General features: G+C 69.1%; 22 protein-coding genes, 2 tRNA genes and 1 riboswitch. Of the genes, 14 read left to right on the top strand and 10 right to left on the bottom strand.

The features are described from left to right. Window positions 1-88 precede the first annotated feature (88 nt). Both ACYVGI_RS05840 and ACYVGI_RS05835 read left to right on the top strand, forming a co-directional pair. A complete protein-coding gene (locus tag ACYVGI_RS05840; RefSeq protein WP_460631712.1) occupies window positions 89-1,105 on the top strand; it encodes an aldo/keto reductase in 1,017 nt (338 codons plus the stop codon). Window positions 1,106-1,217: 112 nt separating this feature from the next. Continuing rightward, window positions 1,218-1,880, top strand: a complete 663-nt coding sequence (locus ACYVGI_RS05835) for a hypothetical protein (protein ID WP_460631711.1) — start codon at window positions 1,218-1,220, stop codon at window positions 1,878-1,880. A gap of 111 nt (window positions 1,881-1,991) precedes the next feature. Here the strand turns inward: ACYVGI_RS05835 and nadE are convergent, their stop codons facing one another. Beyond that, window positions 1,992-2,834, bottom strand: a complete 843-nt coding sequence (gene nadE / locus ACYVGI_RS05830) for an ammonia-dependent NAD(+) synthetase (protein WP_460632411.1) — start codon at window positions 2,832-2,834, stop codon at window positions 1,992-1,994. 75 nt (window positions 2,835-2,909) lie between these two features. Between nadE and ACYVGI_RS05825 the strand changes: the two genes are divergently transcribed. Continuing rightward, window positions 2,910-4,127 (top strand): cation:proton antiporter, encoded by a 1,218-nt coding sequence (locus ACYVGI_RS05825; RefSeq protein ID WP_460631710.1) that lies wholly within the window; start codon window positions 2,910-2,912, stop codon window positions 4,125-4,127. A gap of 89 nt (window positions 4,128-4,216) precedes the next feature. Here the strand turns inward: ACYVGI_RS05825 and ACYVGI_RS05820 are convergent, their stop codons facing one another. Further along, complete coding sequence (locus ACYVGI_RS05820) at window positions 4,217-5,071, bottom strand: LysR substrate-binding domain-containing protein (protein WP_460631709.1); 855 nt, start codon at window positions 5,069-5,071, stop codon at window positions 4,217-4,219. Between the two features lie 159 nt (window positions 5,072-5,230). On the opposite strand from ACYVGI_RS05820, the gene ACYVGI_RS05815 reads away from it, so the two are divergent. Next, complete coding sequence (locus ACYVGI_RS05815) at window positions 5,231-6,535, top strand: MFS transporter (RefSeq protein WP_460632410.1); 1,305 nt, start codon at window positions 5,231-5,233, stop codon at window positions 6,533-6,535. Window positions 6,536-6,565: 30 nt separating this feature from the next. Beyond that, window positions 6,566-6,641, top strand: a tRNA-Arg gene (locus ACYVGI_RS05810). A gap of 219 nt (window positions 6,642-6,860) precedes the next feature. On the opposite strand, the gene ACYVGI_RS05805 is transcribed toward ACYVGI_RS05810, so the two are convergent. Further along, window positions 6,861-7,169: a thioredoxin domain-containing protein gene (locus ACYVGI_RS05805; protein ID WP_460631708.1), complete on the bottom strand. Its 309-nt coding sequence runs from the start codon at window positions 7,167-7,169 to the stop codon at window positions 6,861-6,863. 96 nt (window positions 7,170-7,265) lie between these two features. On the opposite strand from ACYVGI_RS05805, the gene ACYVGI_RS05800 reads away from it, so the two are divergent. From ACYVGI_RS05800 to ACYVGI_RS05785, 4 genes are all read left to right on the top strand, one after another. Beyond that, on the top strand, window positions 7,266-8,066 hold the full coding sequence (locus ACYVGI_RS05800; protein ID WP_460631707.1) for an SGNH/GDSL hydrolase family protein: 801 nt from the start codon (window positions 7,266-7,268) through the stop codon (window positions 8,064-8,066). 10 nt (window positions 8,067-8,076) lie between these two features. Further along, a complete protein-coding gene (gene orn, locus ACYVGI_RS05795; protein WP_460631706.1) occupies window positions 8,077-8,697 on the top strand; it encodes an oligoribonuclease in 621 nt (206 codons plus the stop codon). Between the two features lie 60 nt (window positions 8,698-8,757). Then, window positions 8,758-8,833 (top strand) — tRNA-His (locus ACYVGI_RS05790). Window positions 8,834-9,023: 190 nt separating this feature from the next. Beyond that, window positions 9,024-11,108 carry a glycosyl hydrolase family 28-related protein gene (locus ACYVGI_RS05785; protein ID WP_460631705.1) on the top strand — a complete coding sequence of 695 codons (2,085 nt, stop codon included), beginning with the start codon at window positions 9,024-9,026 and terminating at the stop codon, window positions 11,106-11,108. Between the two features lie 148 nt (window positions 11,109-11,256). Here ACYVGI_RS05785 and ACYVGI_RS05780 read toward each other — a convergent pair whose 3' ends face one another. Continuing rightward, complete coding sequence (locus ACYVGI_RS05780) at window positions 11,257-11,811, bottom strand: ArsR/SmtB family transcription factor (RefSeq protein WP_460631704.1); 555 nt, start codon at window positions 11,809-11,811, stop codon at window positions 11,257-11,259. Between the two features lie 74 nt (window positions 11,812-11,885). Between ACYVGI_RS05780 and ACYVGI_RS05775 the strand changes: the two genes are divergently transcribed. From ACYVGI_RS05775 to ACYVGI_RS05760, 4 genes are all read left to right on the top strand, one after another. Further along, window positions 11,886-13,169, top strand: coding sequence for an MFS transporter (locus ACYVGI_RS05775; RefSeq protein ID WP_460631703.1), 1,284 nt, complete (start codon window positions 11,886-11,888; stop codon window positions 13,167-13,169). Between the two features lie 347 nt (window positions 13,170-13,516). After that, window positions 13,517-14,314 (top strand): aggregation-promoting factor C-terminal-like domain-containing protein, encoded by a 798-nt coding sequence (locus ACYVGI_RS05770; protein WP_460631702.1) that lies wholly within the window; start codon window positions 13,517-13,519, stop codon window positions 14,312-14,314. A gap of 36 nt (window positions 14,315-14,350) precedes the next feature. Beyond that, complete coding sequence (locus ACYVGI_RS05765; RefSeq protein ID WP_460631701.1) at window positions 14,351-15,409, top strand: hypothetical protein; 1,059 nt, start codon at window positions 14,351-14,353, stop codon at window positions 15,407-15,409. Then, complete coding sequence (locus tag ACYVGI_RS05760) at window positions 15,406-15,765, top strand: metallopeptidase family protein (RefSeq protein WP_460631700.1); 360 nt, start codon at window positions 15,406-15,408, stop codon at window positions 15,763-15,765. Before ACYVGI_RS05765 ends, ACYVGI_RS05760 begins: the two co-directional genes overlap by 4 nt. A gap of 93 nt (window positions 15,766-15,858) precedes the next feature. Here ACYVGI_RS05760 and ACYVGI_RS05755 read toward each other — a convergent pair whose 3' ends face one another. The 6 genes from ACYVGI_RS05755 to ACYVGI_RS05730 form a co-directional block, all read right to left on the bottom strand. Then, entirely contained in the window at window positions 15,859-16,125 is a 267-nt protein-coding gene (locus ACYVGI_RS05755; RefSeq protein WP_460631699.1) for a hypothetical protein, read from the bottom strand. Continuing rightward, the gene (locus ACYVGI_RS05750; RefSeq protein WP_460631698.1) at window positions 16,122-16,748 is read right to left on the bottom strand and encodes a nucleoside/nucleotide kinase family protein; all 627 of its coding nucleotides are present in this window, start codon (window positions 16,746-16,748) and stop codon (window positions 16,122-16,124) included. Before ACYVGI_RS05750 ends, ACYVGI_RS05755 begins: the two co-directional genes overlap by 4 nt. After that, window positions 16,732-17,511, bottom strand: coding sequence for an energy-coupling factor transporter transmembrane component T family protein (locus ACYVGI_RS05745; RefSeq protein WP_460631697.1), 780 nt, complete (start codon window positions 17,509-17,511; stop codon window positions 16,732-16,734). The genes ACYVGI_RS05750 and ACYVGI_RS05745 overlap by 17 nt, the downstream gene beginning before the upstream one ends. Further along, window positions 17,508-19,043, bottom strand: a complete 1,536-nt coding sequence (locus ACYVGI_RS05740; protein WP_460632409.1) for an ABC transporter ATP-binding protein — start codon at window positions 19,041-19,043, stop codon at window positions 17,508-17,510. The genes ACYVGI_RS05745 and ACYVGI_RS05740 overlap by 4 nt, the downstream gene beginning before the upstream one ends. Before the next feature lie 14 nt (window positions 19,044-19,057). Beyond that, on the bottom strand, window positions 19,058-19,684 hold the full coding sequence (locus ACYVGI_RS05735; RefSeq protein ID WP_460631696.1) for an ECF transporter S component: 627 nt from the start codon (window positions 19,682-19,684) through the stop codon (window positions 19,058-19,060). A gap of 31 nt (window positions 19,685-19,715) precedes the next feature. Beyond that, window positions 19,716-19,816: riboswitch (TPP riboswitch) on the bottom strand. A 41-nt stretch (window positions 19,817-19,857) separates the two neighbouring features. Then, window positions 19,858-20,193 carry a GerW family sporulation protein gene (locus ACYVGI_RS05730; RefSeq protein ID WP_085368522.1) on the bottom strand — a complete coding sequence of 112 codons (336 nt, stop codon included), beginning with the start codon at window positions 20,191-20,193 and terminating at the stop codon, window positions 19,858-19,860. Window positions 20,194-20,303: 110 nt separating this feature from the next. Here ACYVGI_RS05730 and ACYVGI_RS05725 point away from each other — a divergent pair, with 110 nt between their 5' ends. Beyond that, window positions 20,304-21,215, top strand: a complete 912-nt coding sequence (locus tag ACYVGI_RS05725) for an endonuclease/exonuclease/phosphatase family protein (protein WP_460631695.1) — start codon at window positions 20,304-20,306, stop codon at window positions 21,213-21,215. The last annotated feature ends 8 nt before the right edge of the window (window positions 21,216-21,223 follow it).

The following is a 21,223-nucleotide window of genomic DNA, read 5'->3' as shown; positions in this document are numbered from 1 at the left end:
GCCGTACGGAATCTGTGGAGAAGTCGTGCGCGCCATTGCCTGTGCAGGGAGGAGCGGGCGGCACCCGTCGTTCTCCTACGATGAAGACATGGCTTATGGAGCAGCGGAGAACCGCTACGAGACGATGACGTACAACCGCAGCGGACGCAGCGGACTGAAACTCCCCGCCCTGTCCCTCGGGCTCTGGCACAACTTCGGCGACGAGCGGGCGATCGAGACGCAGCGCGCGATCGTCCGGCGCGCGTTCGACCTCGGCATCACCCACTTCGACCTCGCCAACAACTACGGGCCGCCTGCCGGGTCGGCCGAGACCAACTTCGGGCGCATCCTGCGCGAAGACCTGGCGCCGTACCGCGACGAGATCGTCGTCTCCACCAAGGCCGGGTACTTCATGTGGAACGGCCCGTACGGAGAATGGGGCTCCCGCAAGTCCATGCTGTCGTCACTCGACCAAAGTCTCGGCCGTCTCGGCCTCGACTACGTGGACATCTTCTACTCCCACCGGCCGGACCCTGAGACCCCGATCGAAGAGACGATGGGCGCGCTCGCCACCGCCGTGAAGCAGGGCAAGGCGCTCTACGCCGGCATCTCCAACTACTCGCCGGAGCAGACGCGCGCGGCGGCAGACGCCCTCGCCGCCCACGGCGTGCCGCTCCTCATCCACCAGCCGCGGTACTCGATGTTCGACAGGCACATCGAGGACGGCCTGTTCCCTGTGCTCGAACAGGTCGGCGCCGGCAGCATCGTCTTCTCCCCGCTCGCCCAGGGGATGCTCACCGACCGCTACCTAGACGGCACCGTGCCCGCCGGTTCCCGCGCGGCGACCAGCCACTTCCTGTCGGAGAAGCAGCTCAGCCCCGTCTACCTCGAACGCGCCAGGGCGCTCAACGACATCGCGGCGTCGCGCGGCCAGTCGCTCGCGCAGCTCGCCCTGAGCTGGGTGCTGCGGCAGCCGGGCGTCACGAGTGCGCTGATCGGCGCATCCAGTATCGGACAGCTCGAGCAGAACGTCGCGGCGCTCGAAGCGCCCGCCCTCAGCGCGGAGGAGATCGAGCGGATCGAGCCGTTCGCGGTGCACGGAACGGAACACCTCGAAGACCGCTAGGCGGAGGAGACGGTCGCGGCGTTCGTCACGAGTCCGCGACACCCGGTGCGGCGTGCCGGAGATGAGAGTCCGTCGAGGTTAACATCACGACATGCAGTGGTGGAATGATTTCGTGGCTTGGCTCACTTCGTCCGACGCGCAGCCGGTGGTCTTCAACGCGGCGGTCCTCGCCGTCGCCGTGATCATTGCCGGGCTGCTGGGCGCCTGGATCGCGCGCAGCGCGGTCAAAGGCCTGCTCTCCCGTACCGACCGCCAGCAGAAGGCGTCCGCCATCGCGGCGCTCGTCGACGCTGCGACCGAGGCATCCGTCTGGAACTCGCTCACGCCGGGCGAGCAGGTGCTCTCCGACCGTGCCGTCGGCCAGGCCGACATCATGGTGCGGCTGCTCCCGATCAAGGGTTCCGGCATCGCCGCGAACTGGGCCGGGCACCAGCTCGCCGAGATGAAGCGCGCGTCGGCCACCTTCGGCTACCAGCTCGACCCGGCCATCGCGGAGTTCCGCGACCGCCTCATCGAGTGGCAGAACAAGCCGCGCCGCGCCCGCAAGATCTTCCAGGGCGACCTGGAGCGCTGGCGGTTCGAGAACACCGACACCGACCGCACGCTGATCGCGCAGCAGGACGCGTGGGTCGCCCAGCAGCACCACGAGCAGTTCTCCCCCGGGCAGTCCGCGGGCACAGTGGATGCACCCGCCGCCGCGACCACGCCCGTCCCGGCGTACGACGCGGTCGGCTCCGACACCGCCCCGACCTCGAAGCTCAACCAGCCGGTCTGATCCCGGGCCGGCCATACGACGAGTGGTCCCGAATTGCCGTGTGCGCAGTGCGTGCACGGCAATTCGGGACCACTCGTATTTGGGCCGTGGCGCCGACCGCGGCAGCACGCCTCAGCGCGAGTAGTCGCCGCGCCGGTGCCACCACTCGTCGAACATGCTGGCGGGCACACGCCGCTTGTGCTCCGTCGCGAGGTAGCGGGCCTCGATCGCTGACGCGACGTCGTCCGGCACGTCCTCGCCCTCCAGGAAGGCGTCGATGTCGGCGTAGCTCAGACCGAGGTTGTCCTCGTCGGTCTGGCCGGGGTTGTGGTCGAGGAGGTCGGCGGTCGGGGCCTTCGTGTAGAGGCGGGCGGGCGCATCCAGGTGTTCGAGGAGGGCTCTGCCCTGTCGCTTGCTGAGGCCGGAGAGCGGGAGGACGTCCGTGCCGCCGTCGCCGTATTTGGTGAAGAAGCCGGTGACAGCCTCTGCCGCGTGGTCGGTGCCCACCACCAGCAGCTTGCGCTGCCCCGCGATCGCGTACTGAGCGACCATCCGCGCACGCGCCTTGACGTTGCCTTTGTTGAAGTCGGACATATCGTCGCCGATCGCATCCAGGTACTCGTCCTCGATGCCGTCGACGCCGCGCTGGATGTTGAACGTCACCGTGCGCTGCGGCTTGATGAACGAGAGGGCGAGCTGCGCGTCGTCCTCGTCGTGCTGCACGGCGTATGGGAGGCGGACGGCGATGAACTCGGCGTCGACGCCACGCTCGGCCAGCCGCTCCACTGCGAGCTGGCTCAGCCGCCCGGCGAGCGACGAGTCCTGTCCACCCGAAATGCCGAGGACGAAACCGGATGCGCCGGTCGTCGTCAGGTATTCGACCAGGAACCCGACCCGCTTCTCCACCTCTGCGGCGGGGTCGATGGTGGGGCTCACGTTCAGTTCTTCGATGATTCTGGCCTGGAGTTCACGCATGGTCATCACCATATCCCCGGTGCGTTTCCGCCGTGTGAACGACCGCCGAGGGTGCGCCGCGAGTAGCATCGCCGCATGGAGCCTGCCGTCGCAAGCATCGTCCTCGTTCCGGTCCTCGCCGTGCTCGCGTCGTTGCTGGCGACGGCGGTGGGCAGGGTCGCGAAGATCCCGCTCGTCGTGTTCGAGATCGTCCTCGGACTTCTCATCGGCCCGGCGGTGCTCGGCTGGGTGCCGAAATCGGACGCGCTGGACTCGTTCGCCAACTTCGGCCTCGCCTTCCTGTTCTTCATGGCGGGGAACGAGATCGACTTCGGGTCGATCAAGGGGCGGCCGCTGAAACGCGCATCCCTCGGCTGGCTGATCTCCCTCGTCGTCGGCGTCGTGCTCGGCATCGTGCTGTCGCCGACCGTCTCGGCGGGGGTGTTCGTCGGGATCGCGCTCACCTCGACCGCGCTCGGGACCCTGATGCCGGTGCTGCGGGACGCCGGGGAGCTGCGGACACCGTTCGGCCGCGCCGTGACGGCGGTCGGCGCCGTCGGCGAGTTCGGGCCGCTGCTGGCGATCTCGCTGTTCCTGAGCGGACGCAAGCCGCTCGCCGCCGCGCTGGTGCTGATCGGTTTCGCGGTGATCGCGGGGGCCGCGGTGTGGTTCGCCTCCCGCGGAGGGCACGAGCGTTTCCACGGCCTGGTTCGGGCGACGCTGCACACCAGCGGGCAGTTCGCGGTGCGCTTCATCGTGATGGTGATCGCCGCCCTCGTGGGGCTGAGCCTCGCCCTCGGCCTCGACATGCTGCTCGGCGCGTTCGCCGCCGGAGTGATCTGCCGCATCCTGCTCTCCGGGGCGAAGAAGGAGGACGCGAAACTCGTGGAGGGGAAGCTGGAGGCCGTGGCCTTCGGCGTCGTGGTGCCGGTGTTCTTCATCAACACGGGCATCGGCTTCGACCTGCGTGCGCTCGTGACCGACCCGCACGCGCTGCTCCTGCTGCCGATCTTCCTCCTGTTGATGCTGATCGTGCGCGGCCTGCCCGGCTCCATCGCCGCGCCAACGGGATCGACGTTCGCCGACCGCAGCGCTCTGACGCTGTTCAGCGCCACGGGTCTGCCGATCATCGTCGCCGTCACCAACATCGGCCTCGAAGAGGGCGACCTGCAGAAGGGCACGGCCACCGCGCTCGTCGGCGCGGGAATGCTGTCGGTGCTCGCCTTCCCGATCATCGCCCTCGCGCTGCGCAAGCGCTCCGCGGACGGCGGCATCCGCCCGGCCGACCCCGACCGCATCCCGATCGTCGGCTGACCCGCGCCCGACGCAATCGAGCCCAGGGTTTTTCACCGCAAGACGCCCGTTTGCGGTGAAAAACCCTGGGCTCGATTGCGTCGGAGGGGCTAGGGGATGCGCGTGACGGCGCGCGCGAGGATGGCGGTGGTGAGGGCGTCGACGGGCTCGCGGGCGGCGGCGGGGTTGGAGAGCAGCGTGAAGTCGACGTGGCCGAGGTCGGGCAGCGCGAACCGGTTGGTGACCTTGATGAGGTCGGTCGGGATGAGCGACCGCGGGAACACCGCCACGCCGATGCCGGCCCGCACCGCCGCCAGCACCCCGTTGACCTCGCGCGTGTTGCAGGTGATGCGCCAGGTGCGACCCGCCGCCTCCAGCGCGTCGATGGTGATCTGACGGCTGATGCTCGGCCCCTGATACGCGATCAGCGGCACGGGCTGCTCCGGTTCGAGAACGGTCTTCTCCTGCCCCATCCAGACCAGCTCGTCCGTCGCGACGACCGTTCCCTCGGTCGTGCCGGGGTTCTGCTTGATGAAGATGAGGTCGAGGTGACCCGCCTGCAGCCGCCTGTGCAGAGGGCCGGACTGGTCGACGGTGAGCTCCAGGTTGATCTGCGGGTGCTGCTGCCGGAAATGGCGCAGGATGCGCGGGAGCGTCGTGATCGCGAGGTCGTCCGCCGCCCCGAACCGCAGCCGCCCGCGCATCGCAGAGCCGCTGAAGTAGCGGTCGGCTTCGGCGTGGGCGGCGAGGATGGTGCGCGCGAACCCGGCCATCGCATCCCCGTTGTCGGTGAGGCGCACATCGCGGGTGTCGCGCGCGACGAGCTGCCGCTTGGCCGCGGTCTCCAGGCGGCGCACGTGCTGACTGACGGTGGGCTGGCTGATGCCGATCCTCGCGGCCGCCTTCGTGAAGCTGTGCGTGTCGGCCACAGCGAGGAAGGTGCGGAGGAGCACGGGGTCGAACATCACGCATCCATTCGTTTATCCAATAGGAGTTATAGCTTCAATTCGCAGCAAGAATAGCTCAGATTGCGTAACGTCGAAGGTGCAGAAACCTCATACGAAACTCGATACGCAGGAATACACGTGGCCAACTCCACCGCAGCAGCCCCACCCACCGGCCCTATGCCCGTCCTCAGCACCCGCCCGCCGTGGCGGGAGACGTTCGTCTCGCTGAGGGTCCCCAACTACCGCAAATTCGCCGCGAGCAACCTGGTCGCCAACACGGCGGTGTGGATGCAGCGCATCGCGATGGACTGGCTGGTGCTGCAGCTCTCCGGCAGCGTCGCGGCGGTCGGCATCACCGTGTTCATGCAGTTCATGCCGATGCTCGTGCTCGGCCTGCACGGCGGGGTCATCGCCGACAGGTACAACAAGCAGAAGATCCTCGTGGTCACCCAGTCCTGCGCCGCCCTCCTCGCGGGAGTGCTCGCGGCCCTCACCCTCACCGGGGTGACCCAGGTGTGGCACGTCTACCTCATCTCGTTCCTGCTCGGCCTCGTGACGGTGGTCGACAACCCCACCCGCCAGGTCTTCGTGAACGAACTGGTCGGGCCGATGTACCTGCGCAACGCGATCAGCCTCAACTCGTCGATCTTCCAGCTCGGCGGCCTCATCGGCCCCGCGGTCGGCGGCATCCTCATCACCGCTGTCGGCGGCGGCTGGTCGTTCGTGATCAACGCCGTGGCGTGCCTCGCCGTCGTCGGGGCGCTCCTCTCGCTCAATCGTGCTCAGCTCCACCACTCCCCGTCAGTGCCGCGCGCCAAGGGACAGCTCGCAGAGGGAATCCGGTACGTGCGCCGCAAGCCGGTGATCTTCTGGACCGTCGTCATGGTCGCGATCCTCGCCGTGTTCGCGTTCAACATGCCGGTGTTCCTCGCCGCATACGCCAACAACGTCTTCGACGTCGGGGCACAGGGCTACGGGATGTTCAACGCGCTCGTCGCCGCCGGTGCGCTCGCGGGGGCGCTCGCATCCACGCGTCGCACCAGTGTGCGGCTCAGCATGGTGGTCGGCACGGCGGCTGCGCTCGGCATCGTGCAGGCGCTCGCCGGCTTCGCGCCGTCGGAGATCGCGTTCGGGGTGCTGCTGATCGGCATCGGCGTCGGGAACCTGCTGTTCATCACCGCAGCGAACTCGCTCGTGCAGATGTCGTCGAACGTGCAGATCCGCGGCAGGGTCATCTCGCTGTACATCCTGGTGCTGCTCGGCGGTCAGGCACTGGGCGGACCGTTCATGGGCTGGGTTGTCGAGTCGGTCGGGCCGCACACGGCCATGATGATCTCGGGCATCGTCCCCACGATCGCTGCCATCGTGATCGCACTGCTGATCGCCAGGAGCGCGAGCCTGCGACTCCGCTTCGGCCTCCGCGGACGCCGCCCCACCATCGCCATCGTGAACAGGGCGGGCAAGAGCGGCGCGACGCTCTGAACCAGGCGGCTACGGTATCGTGGAAACCACGCCCCCGTAGCTCAGCGGATAGAGCAGGAGCCTTCTAATCTCTTGGTCGCAGGTTCGATTCCTGCCGGGGGCACCACTGCGTCTCCGCACCGCCGCGGCCATCGAGCACAGGGTTATTCACCGCAAATGGGCCGTTTAAGGCGAGAAAGCCTGGGGCCGATGGATGCGCGCGGGCGGGCAGCTCAGGATGCGCGCGGGCGCGCAGGCGGCGGGCGGGCAGGCGGCGGGCGCGCAGGGCGCGAGGGGGGCGAAGGGCGCGAGGGCGATGCCGATCACGCCGCTGGGCGTCACGCCGTCACACCGCCTTGGCGGCCGCCACCAGCACCTGCTGCAGCGTGGGGACGCCCTCGGCGCGGAAGACCTCATCCCCGGCAGGCGTGCTCACGATCACGGTCGGCGTGACCCGGATGCGGTCGGCCTCCGCGCTCTGGATGTTGCGGGCGACGTCCAGCTCCGTCACGGTCACCAGCGGTACGAGCCTCGCCGCCTCGGCGAGCACAGCGCGGGTCTGCATGCACGGTTCGCAGAACGCCGAGGTGTACAGGGTGAGCCGCACGGCCTTCTCGTCGATGACGGGACGGCCAACGGGCGATGTCGAATCCACGATCTCAGTGTACGTCCGGGGAACATCAGGAGACCATCGGGCGCATCCCCCGCTGTCGCTGCGCATCGGCAACGCGCGGTCGGCAGAATCTGGGGTGTGAGCCGAACCGCTTTCACCCGGTACGTCGCCCTCGGGGACTCGATCACCGAGGGCCTCTGCGACGCCCCGCCACCGCACGGCATCGTGCCTGCCGGCGGGTGGATCGGCTGGGCCGATCGCCTCGCCGCCATCCTCGACGGCGACGCCCGCCTCGCCGGCCACCCGTTCGAGTTCGCCAACCTCGCCGTGCGCGGCCGTCGCATCGCCGACGTGGTCGACGACCAGGTGCCGGAAGCGCTGCGCCTCGGCCCCGATCTCGTCTCGGTGATGGTCGGCGGAAACGACCTGATGAGCCCCGCCGCAGACCCGGATGCACTTGCCTCCCGCCTCGACACCGGCATCAGATCGCTTCGGGCAGCGGGGGCGACCGTGCTGCTCGCGAACCTGTTCGACCCGCAGTTCGCGTTCTTCCTCAAGCCCTTCCGCGGACGCGCCGCCGTCTTCAACGCCAACATCTGGAGCATCGCCCGCGACCACCAGGCGATCGTGCTCGACGTCTGGGGCGTCCGCGACTTCCAGGACAACAGCATGTGGGCGAGCGACCGCGTGCACCTCAGCGCGCGCGGCCACCGCCTGCTCGCCGCGCACGCCGCGCACACGCTCGGCGTTCCGTACGCGGAGATCGCGGCGACCACCGCGACCGAGCATCCGGCGCCGCCACCGGAGGAGATCCCGCTGCGCACCTGGCTGCGCGTGTACGCCATCCCCTGGGCGGCCAGACGGATGCGACGCATCTCCGCCGGAGACGGGATGCCGGCGAAACGGCCGGTGCCGCAGCCCGTCGGAGGCCAGCACTAGACTTTCTAGCATGGCAAATTCCTCGGATCGTCTGGTCTGGATCGACTGCGAAATGACCGGACTCGACCTCGAGGTCGACGAACTCGTCGAGATCGCGGTGGTCATCACCGATTTCGAACTGAACGTGCTCGACCCCGGCCTCAGCATCGTGATCAAGCCGGACTCGTCCGCGCTCGAGCACATGAACGATTTCGTGCGCGACATGCACACCACCTCTGGCCTGCTGGAAGAGATCCCCGGAGGCAAGAGCCTCGCCGAGGCGGAGTACGAAGTTCTGGAATACGTGCTCAAGTTCGCACCGACCGCGCGCACCGCTCCGCTTGCCGGGAACACCATCGGCACCGACCGGATGTTCATCGCGAAGTTCATGCCGCGCCTCGACAACCACCTGCACTACCGCAGCGTCGACGTCTCCTCCATCAAGGAGCTCTCCCGCCGCTGGTACCCGCGCATCTACTTCAACGCGCCCGAGAAGCACGGCGGACACCGCGCTCTCGCCGACATTCTCGAATCCATCCGGGAGCTCGATTACTACCGCCGTGCCGCGTTCGTGGACGAGCCTGGACCCACCACGGAGCACGTTCAGAGCGTGTCGGCGGGCGTAGTGGAAAAATGGGCGGCTCAGATGTAATAGAATCGTCGAGTTGCTTTGTTCGGGACCGAGTCCCGAACATCGGCTAACAGAAACATGGTGGGTATAGCTCAGTTGGTAGAGCGCCTGGTTGTGGTCCAGGAGGTCGCGGGTTCAAGCCCCGTTACTCACCCCACGCAGTAAACACGAAACCTCCGCCTCAGCGCGGAGGTTTCGTGTTTTCGCCTCGCACGACGCAAGATTTGCGGTCGTTTGCGCTCTTGCTGCAAGTTCTCGACTTTTCTCAGACAATTCTCATGTTTCTCTTGTGACGGCGGGCGGCGAGGTCGTATCGTCGGGCAAATCCAACGAGAGGACCGTCGACGATGACCAGCACCTCCACCACATCCCGCGCCCATCGAGCGCGCGGGATGCGCCCAGCCTTCACTGCACTCGCGGCGACAGCAGCCATCGCGGTCGCCGCCTCCCTCGTCGGCTTCACTGCGCCGGCAGCGGCCGCAGGCGCGCACGGCGCGCCCGGCGCACCCGGCGCACCGACCCCCGTCACACGCGCCGCGCTCTCCCCGGCGCTCAGCGCCGGCAGGGGCGCCGACCTCGGCATCACCGAGCAGGAGGCGGAGAACGCATCCACCACCGGAACGGTCATCGGCCCAGACCGCTCGGCGTACACTCTGCCTGCCGAGGCGTCCGGCCGCTCCGCGGTGTCGCTCGCACCTGGCCAGTTCGTGGAGTTCACTCTCCCGGCCGCGACCAACGCGATCACGGTGCGGTACAGCATCCCCGACTCCCCCACAGGCGGTGGCATCACCGCGCCGCTCGCCGTCACCGTCAACGGCGGCGCGAAGCAGACGATGACGCTCACCTCGCAATACTCCTGGCTCTACAACCAGTACTCGTTCACCAACGACCCGAACGCCGACCTCCTGCATCCGGACTGGTGGATCACCGAGTGCGGCTGTGTGCCGAGCGCGACGACGCCGGCCCCGGTCATCCAGAAGCCGTTCCGGCCGATGCACTTCTACGACGAGCAGCGCCTGCTCCTCGGGCGCACGTACAAGGCGGGCGACCGCATCCGGCTCACCGCTCCTGCAGGGACTCCGGCGGCGACCACCACGATCGACCTGCTGGACTCGCAACTCGTCGCCGCCCCGCACATCCGGCTCATCGCCGCGAACGTGCTCGCGTTCGGAGCCGACCCGTTCGGCCGCCGCGACTCCGCGTCCGCGTTCGACAAGGCGATCGCCTTCGCGAAGAAGGCGCACCTGAAGGTGTACGTGCCGCCGGGGACCTACCAGGTGAACAGGCACATCATCGTGGACGACGTCACCATCGAGGGCGCAGGAAGCTGGTACACGATCATCACCGGCCACGAGGTCGCCCTGGCCACCCCTGCACCGGACGGCTCCACCCACACCGGCGTCGGCTTCTACGGCAAGGATGCGTCCGCCGGAGGCTCGACGAACGTGCACCTGTCCGGGTTCACGGTGCAGGGCGACGTGCGCGAACGGATCGACATCGACCAGGTGAACGCCATCGGCGGTGCGCTCAGCGACTCGACCATCGACGGGCTCTACCTGCACCACACCAAGGTCGGCATCTGGCTCGACGGGCCGATGCACAACCTCAGCATCACGAACTCCGTGATCGCCGACCAGATCGCCGACGGGATCAACTTCCACACCGGGGTGACCGCATCCATCGTGCGCAACACCCTCATCCGCAACACCGGGGACGACGGCCTGGCCATGTGGTCGGAGAAGACGGCGGACAGCGGCAACACGTTCGACCACAACACCGTCCAGACCCCGACGCTCGCCAACGGGATCGCGATCTACGGCGGCGCGGACAACACCGTCTCCAACAACCTCGTCGCCGACCCGCTGCGCGAGGGAAGCGCGATCCAGGTCGGCTCGCGTTTCGGAGCCGAACCGTTCACCGGACACCTCTGGATCACGGACAACACCACGGTGCGCGCCGGCACGTACGAGCTGAACTGGAACATCGGGCTCGGCGCCATCTGGTTCTACGCGCTCGAACGCAACATCGACGCGGACATCCAGGTCGTCGGCGACAGCTTCCTGGACAACACGTACAACGCGATCATGCTGGTCACCGACTTCCCCGTCAAAGACCAGTTCTCGATAACAAACGTGCACTTCCGGGACATCCGGGTCGACGGCACGGGAACCTCGGTGCTGAGCGCTCGCAGCGCAGGCAGCGCCTCCTTCCAGAACGTGGATGCGCGGAACGTCGGCGCGGTCGGCGTGAACAACTGCGGCTCGTTCAACTTCACGCCGGCAGGGTCGGAGTTCTCGATCGCCGATCTGGGCGGCAACGACGGCGGCGGCACCACAGGGCCGTGGCTGGCACCGTGGGAGCTGCCGAACACGATCACCTGCGACGACCGGCCTCCGGTGGTCGCACCCCCGGCGCCGTCACACTGGAGCTGACGCGACCCACCAGCCCAAGCGCACACCCACCCAGCCACCCCAGCCACCCACAATGAGTGGTCCCGAATTGCCGTGACGCTTGCAGCCATGCGGCAATTCGGGACCACTCGATGGGGTGGGCAGGGGGGGCGGGGGCAGGGGCGGGGCGCTAGTCGGCGGAGCGGTGCAGGAGGAACATGCCGCCGTGCACCGGCTGGTCGCGTCGCTCGTCGTCGGTCTCGACGTAGTCGTCGATCACGGCGACGATGCGGCGATCCAGCTCGGCGATGTCCTCCGGGGAGAGGTGCAGCGAGAATCGCGCGTACGTCGCGATCGACGACGGGCCGGCCTCGGCGAGCTCCTGCTGGAACGCCTCCACGGGCGCGAAGCCTTCGCTGGTGTCCGACGCGTCGAGCGCATCCGACAGCCACCAACTCCGGCCGGTGGAGCGATACGGCTTCTCCAGCGCTCCGCTCTCCCCCGTTCGCACCGGCGCCGGCTCGAGGAAGCCCGCATCCACCAACTGGCGCACGTGGTAGTGGGCGGTGCCGGGGTCGACCCCCAGACGGTCGGCGAGCTGCTTGTTCGTGAGCTCGTACTGACCGCAGAGGCGCACCATCCGCACACGCAGGGGATGCGCGAACGCCTTCGCCTCCTTGGCGGTCGCCGGGCGGCGCTTGGCGTCGACGGGGTGCACGCCAGGTGCGCTCTCGCTCTCACTCATCCGCACAGCCTACCGCCGAATCAAGCTTTCTCACATCGATTGAGTTTTCTCAATCGATGTGCAATCGTACATTCATGACCATCCGGCTCGGCGCTCCGTACTGGAAGCTGTGGACGTCGTCCGCGCTCTCCAACCTGGCCGACGGCGTCATGAAGGTCGCCCTCCCGCTCGTCGCGATCCGCTACACGGAGTCGCCGGCGCTCATCGCCGGACTCGGCTTCGCCTTCACCCTGCCGTGGCTGCTGTTCGCGCTCACGGCCGGCGCACTGGCCGACCGGTTCGACCGCCGCCGTCTGATGCTGTGGGCGAACACCGCCCGCGCCCTGTTGCTCTCCGTGCTCGTCGTCATCGCCATCCTCGGGGCGGGGTCCATCTGGATGCTCTACGCCATCGCGCTGTGCGTCGGCGTCGCCGAGACGATCTACGACACCTCGTCGCAGTCGATCCTCCCCCAGCTCGTCAGCAGGGATGCGCTCTCCCGCGCCAACGGCCGCCTCTACGCGGCGGAACTCACCACCAACCAGTTCGTCGGGCCACCCCTCGGCGGCTTCCTCGTCGCCTCCGGCATCGCGGTCGCTTTCGGCGCGCCCGTCCTGCTCTGGGTGCTCGCCATCGGGATGCTCCTCCTCGTGCGCGGCCGGTTCAGCACCGGCCACACCGGGTCCACGACCATCCGAGCCGACATCGCAGAAGGGCTGCGGTTCCTCTGGGGCAACACGATCCTGCGCATCCTGGCGATCATGGTCGGCGTGTTCAACCTCGCGTCGAGCGCCACCTTCACCGTGCTGGTGCTCTACGCCGTCGGCCCGAACTCGGCCATGAAGCTCACCGATCCCGGCTACGGCCTCCTGCTCACCGCTTCCGCGCTCGGCAGCGTGCTCGGCTCGTTCGCGGCGGAGGGTGCGGAGCGGTGGCTCGGCCGCGCAACGGCGCTGGCGCTCACCATCCTCGGCAGCGTGCTCACGGTCGCGACCCCGGCGTTCACGACGAACCCCGTCATCATCGGCGTCGCGTTCTTCCTCGGCGGTATCACCGTGTCGATCTGGAACGTCATCACCGTCTCGCTCCGCCAGCGCATCACCCCGCACCGCCTGCTCGGCAGACTGAACAGCGCGTACCGCCTGGTCGCCTGGGGCACCATGCCGCTCGGGGCTGCCCTCGGAGGCGTGATCGCGCAGTTCTTCGGCCTCCCCGCAGTGTTCCTCACGATGGGGGTCGTCGTCGTCTGCCTGCTGCTCGGGATGTTCTGGGTCACCGACAAGCGCATGGACGCGGCGGACGAGGCGGCCGAGCTGGCACACCGCGCAGCGGCGGAGGCGGCAGCCGGCACAGTCTCAGAGCCGCCCTCCGGCCACTGACCGGCGACGGACCGGCGACGGACCCGCGACGCGCCGACCGACGACCTGCCGGGCGCCGACCGGCGCCCCCGCACACACGACTTTGCCAGGCTCTACGCCTCAACCGTCCAGACTGACCACCTAACGTAGTCGGGTCGACGGCACTGTACGCCGTCGTGCCGCGCGCCCGCTGCGCATCCACCCCCATCGTTTCGGATGCCCGCCTTCGTTTCGTGCGGCACACCCGCGCTGCACGCCGCACGCCATCGGACCTCCGGGTCACCGCTGGATCACGCACGTGCTCGCGCGGTCGTCAGCCCGCCCGGGGCCGTGACCTTCCCAGATCGCGGTCCGTGCATCCCCGCGCCATGCGCGCCCGGGTGCAGGCGGGGAAGCCCGAACACAGGAACCAGATGCTCTTCACCCTCAAGAAATCCTCGATCTCGCTCACCCACATCGTCACCGGGGTGACCGCCGCTCTCATGACGGCGTCGCTCTTCGCCCCGACCATCGCTCAGCAGCAGAGCGAGAAGCAGACCCGCGAACTCTCCGAGTCCACGGGGATGCACCACGAACAGCTCGGCGTCTACGAGAGCATCGTGCGAAACCGTCTCGAAGACGAGGCGAAGACCACGATCGTCGGCGCCAGCCGCACCGTCGCCGCCTACGCCGCCAAGGCGGACCCGACCGCCGCGAAGACCGCCATCGCCGGACTGGACAGCTACCAGAAGCTCGACGACTCCAAACTGCGCAGCACCATCGACAACACGAAGGCGGCCTCCGATGCCCTCGCAGCGGCAGCCGCAGAGGCCGACCGTCAGGCAGCGGCGGCCGCGGCAGCAGCGCTCGCCAACGCGAACACGCCAGACGGAGCAAAGTCCGTCGCGCGCTCCCAGCTCGCCCAGCACGGTTGGGGCGACGACCAGTTCAGTTGCCTCAGCAACCTGTGGCAGAAGGAGTCCGGCTGGAATTACCAGGCGTACAACGCCGGCAGCGGCGCCACGGGCATCCCGCAGGCGCTCCCCGGCAGCAAGATGGCCTCTGCCGGCACGGACTGGCAGACCAACGCGGCCACCCAGATCGCCTGGGGACTCGACTACATCTCCCGTTCGTACGGAACGCCGTGCAGCGCGTGGTCGCACTCCCAGTCCGTCAACTGGTACTGATCGGCTGCGAGGCGGGCTCCCGGTAGACTCGCGCGGGTGAACACCCAAGCGATTCAGGGAGCCCACCTCGTCGGCAGCGTCAACCTGCCGGACGCGGAGAGCGTCTTCCGCTCTGTCAGCACCCACCTCGGCGACCGGATGCACCGCATCCCGGATGGCGAGGTCGGCGAACGGTTCTACTGGATCCAGTTCCAGACCAAGCGCTTCGATTCGATGGCGGGGCTCTCCCGCATCCCGGTCGAACCCTTCTACATCCGTGGTGTCTTCGACGGCCGCCCGTTCGTCATCGACGATGGCGTGACCGCCGACGACCTCGTCTTCCCGAGCCTCGGCTACGCGGACGCCGCCCTGGAGTCGTACGCCACGTTCGACAGGATGCGCGCGGCCGGGGAGATCGCGGATGGCACCCGTTTCCAGGTGTCGCTTCCCACCCCCGCCGCCATCGTCGGCGCGTTCGTCGTCGCCGAGCACCGCGCAGCGTTCGAACCGGCGTACGAGCGCGCCCTGTTCGGCGAGTTGCAGCGGATCGTGGACGGCATCCCGCACGACAGCCTCGCCATCCAGTGGGACACGGCCGTCGAGTTCGCGCTGCTGGAGTCTGCGAACATCCGGTCGCACCACGCCATCGTGCCGTGGTTCGACGATGTGCTCGGCGGCGTGATCGAGCGCGCCGTGCGTCAGGCGGCGGCTGTGCCGTCGGACGTCGAGGTCGGCTATCACCTCTGCTACGGCGATGTGGAGGAGGCGCACTTCGTGCAGCCGACCGACGCAGGTCACCTCGCAGCTGTGCTCTCGGGCGTGCTCGCCGGGGCGACCCGTCCGATCGCCTGGTTCCACCTGCCCGTGCCGATCGAGCGCGACGACGCCGCGTTCTTCGCGCCGCTCGCGGCGGTCGACCTGCCGGAGGAGACGGAGCTCTACCTGGGGCTGCTGCATCACGAGGACGGTGTCGAGGGCGCCGAGCGCAGGATCGCGGCTGCGACCGCTGTTCAGCCGCGCTTCGGCGTCGCGACCGAGTGCGGCTTCGGCCGCGGCCCGAGCGAGCGCACCGCCGAACTGCTCGACCTGCACGCCGCGACCACACAGGCCTGGTGACCGTGCCCATCCACCTGGACGCCGACGCGTTCGAGGCACTGGTCACCGACGAACTGGACGAGCTGCCCGACGAGATGGTCGACGGGCTCGACAACGTGGTGTTCGTGGTGGAGGACAGGCCGGAGGACGGCTCCCTCGACCTGCTCGGCCTCTACGACGGTGTGGCGCTCACGGAGCGGGACAGCTACGGCTTCGGCGAGATGCCGGACCGCATCATCCTCTACCGCGAGTCGCTGCTCTCCATCAGCGAGAGCATCGACGAGCTGCGTGAGGAGATCCACGTGACGCTCGTGCACGAGATCGCGCACTTCTACGGCATCGACGACGACCGCCTGCACGAGCTCGGCTGGGCCTAGCCCGCGCCGCTGCGCCCGCACGACTCGTGCCGAACGTGCGGTGCGGCACTGCGACACCGCACCTCTCGCACGAGGCGACGCCGTGGCGTGCGCTTAGAGGGACTCTTCCTCTTTCTCGGTCTCGACGGGGTCGCTGTCCGGAGCGTCGAAGGAGTACGACACGTACTTCTCGCCGTTGACCGTGCGCTCCGCGCCCGCCACATACCAGAACAGCGACTCGAGGCCCTCGATCGCCGCGACAGCGCCGATCCGCTCGTCGACCGTGCCACCGATCAGGAGGCGCCGCTCTGTCGTGCCGGCCAGCGGGCCGTCGACGTACTCGACGATGTATTCGGTCTCAGTCTGTTCTGCAGCGGTCATGTACCAACGTTAGCCCTCAGCGCGCGCTGTCGCGCTGTGTCGAGCGGCCAGTCGGTCACGTCGAGCACCAGCGACGCGCGCTCTCTCGGCCGTTCGCGCTCCAGGTAGCGTTCGAAATCGTGCTGCCACTGGTCCCAGTGGGTGGCGAAGGAAAGCCCGTCGCGGGCAAGGGCGCGCTGCTTGCGGAGCGTATCGTCGGCGTCGAGCCAGAGCGCGAGGTCCGCCAGGGCGACGTTCGCCGGAGCCAAGGTGCCGCATCCCTCGACGATCAGGGGCGCGCGCCCGTCGACGGTGTGCCAGTCGGCCGGAGCGTCCGCCGCCCAGTCCCACTGCCGCCAGCGTCCTGCTCCGGATGCGCGCAACGGCAGCAGCAGGTCCCTTCCGACCGCGGCGCTGCCGGCATCCAGCCCGCCCCAGCCGGGGTAGAGGTCGTCCATCCGCACCAGCCGCGGGGTCGCGTCTGCCGGCCAGTCGGCGACGAGCACGTCGGCGAGCGAGCTCTTCCCCGCCCCGCTCGGCCCGTCGATCAGCACGACGGGCGCCGCCTCGCGTGCCGCCGCATCCTCGATCGCCCGCTGCACGGCCTCGCGCAGCCGCAGCTCCGCCTCACGCGCCGAAGACATGCCACGTCCCCGCTGCGATGGCCGCGCCCGCCGCTGTGGCGGCCACCGCCGCCGCGGCCACGAGTGTCACCCAGTCGCGCGCCCGGAACACGCTCGGCCGCGCCCACGTCCGCGCGCCGGACGACCCGAAGCCCCTGGCCTCCATCGCCGTGGCGAGTTTGGTGCCGCGCCGGATGGACAGCACGAAAAGCGCGAACGCCTGGCCGAGCATCCGGCGCATGGCCCCGCTCTCCGAGATCCCGCGGGCCCGCCTGGCGAGGGTGAGCGCCCGCCAGTCATCGGCGAACAGGCCCACCAGCCGCAGCCCGGCCAGACCGCCGAGCACGAACCGCGCCGGCAGGCGCAGCACCTGCGCGAGCCCGTCCGCGAGGTCGGTCGGGTCGATCGTGATGAACAGCAGCACCGCCGGCAGCCCGATGGCCAGGATGCGCAGCGTCGTGGCGACGGCGAGCTGGATGGAGCCGTCGCTGATCTCCACGAACATCCACTGGACGTAGACGGTGCCGCTGGTGCGCCCGTAGAGCACCGTCGTGATTCCGGCGAGCGGTGCGGCGATCCAGATCGTCGCCGTGCGCACGAGGAGCACCCGCCACGGGATGCGCGAGAAGCAGAGCAGCACCAGTTCGATGCCGAGCGCGACGGCGGCGGAGACGATGTCGATCGACAACAGCAGCACCACCGTCACGATCAGGGCGGCGCCGAGTTTGGCGACGGGGTTGAGCGCGGCGAGCGGCCCGTGCCGCACGGGGGCGATGATGCTCATGCCGCCACCTCCGACGACGCGCCGAGGAGCAGCCGTCGTGCGCCGATGGCGGTCACGAACTCGTCGTCGTGCGTTGCGGCGACGATGGCGTGCCCGTCCGCGCGCAGCTCCGCGATCATCTCGACCAGTCCCGCCCAGGTGTTGGCGTCCTGCCCGAAGGTCGGTTCGTCGAGCACGAGCAGCGTCGGCCGGGTGGCCAGCGCCGTCGCGACCGAGAGGCGCCGCTTCTGGCCACCGGACAGGGTGAACGGGTTCGCGTCGGCGAACGGTGCGAGCGCCAGCCGGTCGAGCAGCTCGTCCACTCGTGCCGCGATCGCGTCGTCGTGCTCGCGCATGGCGCGCAGCCCGATGGCGAGCTCGTCGCGGACCGTCGAGGCGACGAACTGGTGCTCCGGATTCTGGAACACACTGCCGACACGCGTGAGCAGGTCACGGGAGCGCCACGCGGACGGCTCCGGCCCTGCCTCGCCCGCGAGGGCGGACTCGGCACGGAGAACGCCGCCGAGCGGCGGCAGCAGGCCGCCGAGCGTGAGCGCCAGCGTGGACTTGCCTGCACCGTTGCGGCCGACGAGCGCGAGCGCCGAGCCCCCGTGGATGCGCGCATCCACCCGGTCCGGCAGGGCTGTCGCGTCCTGCGCAGCGGAGCGCGCGGCGCGCCTGCTCCCCCGCTTCGCACGGCGGGCGATGCCCGGGCCACGGCCGAACGCCAGTGCCTCCGCGGTCAGGAGCGGTGCGCCTTCGACGACCTCGGATGCGACCGGCACCGGTTCGTCCGGCAGCCAGACACCCGCTCGGCGCAGTTCGTTCGAGGTGTCGGCGAGCACCGCATCCGGGTGTCCGTCCGCGAGCACGCCGCCGTCGGCGGCCAGCACGATCACCCTGTCGACCAGCCCGCGCCAGACCGAGACGCGATGCTCCACGACGATCAGCGTCGCGCCCGTGGCGGCGAGCACCGATCCGACGGCCTCGCGCACCTCGATCACGCCGTCCGGATCGAGGTTCGCTGTCGGCTCGTCGAGCAGCAGCAGACCGGGACGCATCGCCAGCAGCCCCGCGAGCGCGAGCCGCTGCTTCTGGCCGCCGGAGAGCTGGGCGGTCGGGTGGTCGAGAGACACCGGCAGCTTGACCGCTTCGAGGGCCGCCAGCACCCTGGGCCAGATCTGCTCGCGCGGCACGCCGAGGTTCTCGCAGGCGAAGGCGACGTCGTCGCCGACCCGCGCGAGGATCACCTGCGAGTCGGGATCCTGCAGCAGCAGGCCGCTCGCTCCGCGTGCATCCACCGGTCGTCGGCCGCCGACGGTCAGCGAGCCCGTCGACTCGCCGTCGTCCTCACCGCCCAGCACACCGGCCAGCCCGGCGAGCACCGTGCTCTTGCCGGCGCCAGAGGCCCCCAGCAGCAGCACGCGCTCACCCGGCTGGATGCTCAGACTCAGCCCGCGGACGGCCCAGGCGTTCCGGCCGGAGTAGCGCCAGCCCCAATCGTCGACCCGAACGGCGGCTGGGGCTGGCGGTCCGTGCCGCCCATCGTCGATGGCGCGTCCGATGATCAGACCCTGCCTGTCGCCTCGCGTCCGGACGCGAACCGGCTGAGCGCGCCCGTCTTGGCGATGGCGCGCACCAGCAGCCAGGAGAGGAGACCGGCGACGACGATGCCCGAGATGGTGGTGGTGATCGTGTACGTCACGACGAAGCCGAGCTTGGAGCCCGGGTACCAGTAGAGGAGATCGAGGATCGACTCCGCGATGCCAGCCCCCGCGCCGGCCAGCAGCGCGACGGGGAGACGCCAGTTGGCGTAGAGGAACAGGGCGAAGACGATCTCGACGCCGAGCCCCTGCACGAGACCGGAGATGAGCGTGGCGAAGCCCCACTGGGTGCCGATCAGCGCGGAGACGGTCGCGGCCACCAGCTCGGTGTAGACCGCTGCGCCCGGCTTGCGCACGATCAGCGCACCGAGGACGCCCGCGAACAGCCACGGGCCGTTCAGGATGCCCTGGAAGCCGGGGAGCACGGCGCTCACCGGACCGGAGATGGGGTTGTCCACCTGACCCCACACCCAGAAGACGACGCCGGCGGCGACCGCGACGACACTGGCGACGACGATGTCGACGACCCGCCATCGGAGGACGCGGGTGCCGCGATCGGAGGTGGTGCTCGGAGAAATGGTTGCGTGCACTGTTCGTGCCCTTTCGTTCGTGGAAAGAGGCACGGGATCGAGAATGTCTCCCTGCGCTGGCATGATCCAGATCAGGTTCAACGGTCGAAACTTGAGAAGTTTCCTCTCAGCCCGGCTCACCGGACTCCCGTGTTCGCGTTCAGTCTAGTGCGGTTCGGCGCACTCGGGTCGCGCTACTTCTTGAGGGCTCTGATGATGCGCGCCCACGCGTGACCCGCCACCCACACGAACGGGATGGCGACGGCGAGCAGCGTGATGATGTTCGGCCGGAAGTGCACACCGGTCTCGTCGTTGATGTATGCGCCGAACGGGATGCTCACGCCTCCGCCTCCAGCGCCGCCAGGAGCGTCGGCGTCCTCGCCCTCCCCCGCGGAACCGGCGCCGAAGCCGTACTGCACGGCAGCGACGGGGACGATGGTGGTCCCGTCGATCTCCACGGGCTCGCCGTAGACCGACTTGATGCCGTTTGAGCTGATCGTTTCCGCGAGCTTCAGGGAGATGTTCGTCATGCAGCCACCGTACCCTTCCCCTCCCAGCGTCACCAGGGCAGTCCCCAGGCTGCGTCCAGCGTTTGCGGCGGGTTCTCAGGAGTCGACCGTGAATAATCGTGCGAGTGTCGATGATCCGTTCCAGCCGTGGCCCGCGCGGCATCGTCGTCGGCCTGCTCGCCCTGATGACGGGCGCCCTGCTGCTCTGGCACGATCTGCTGCCGAACATCGCGGGCTCAGCGTCTTTGGTCGAGACCTTCCTGCCCTGGCTGGGCGTCCTCATCCTGGTGCTCGGCGTCGCAGCGCTCGTGCGGCTGTCGGTCTTCGGAACCCTCTGCGTCGCTGCGGCCGCCGCTGTCTGGGGCACGCTGTTCCTGCCGTCGTTCCTGCCGGGGATGCACGCGGGCGCGCCGTCGCTCACGGTCGCGAGCGAGAACATCCACGCTCAGAACAGCGCTGCGGGCGCCATCGCGAAAGACCTCGCCGACCGCGCGCCGGACGTGATCGCGCTGCAGGAGCTGGACGCCACGTCGCGCGAGACGGTGTCGGCGGTGCTCGCACCCGGGTATCCGCACAGCGCGATCGTCGGCACGGTCGGCGTCTGGAGCAAGTACCCGATCAGCGACGAGCAGCGGCTGGACCTCGGCCTCGGCTGGGACAGAGCGGTGCGCGTCGACCTCGACACACCGGGCACGCCGACCCGCGTGTACGCGGTGCACATCGCGTCCGTGCGCCCGGGCGCGTACCAGTCGAGAGACACGATGCTCGCTCAGCTCGCCGAGACGGTGAAGGCGGACGATTCGCCCAGGCTGGTGGTCGTGGGCGACTTCAACACGGCAAGCACGGATCGGAAGTTCCAGCCGCTTCTCTCCACCCTCACCGAGGCGCCGGACAACACGCTCGGCTTCGGCTTCACCTGGCCGGCGGAGTTCCCCGTCGCCCGGCTGGACCACGTTCTCGTCCGCGGCCTCACCAACGTGACGAGCGACGTCCTTCCCGACAACGGCAGCGACCACCGCGGCATCCTCGTCGGCGTACGCTGAGCGGCCCG

It is taken from the genome of Leifsonia lichenia (assembly GCF_054780215.1).
This window is presented reverse-complemented; position numbering and strand designations above follow the sequence as displayed.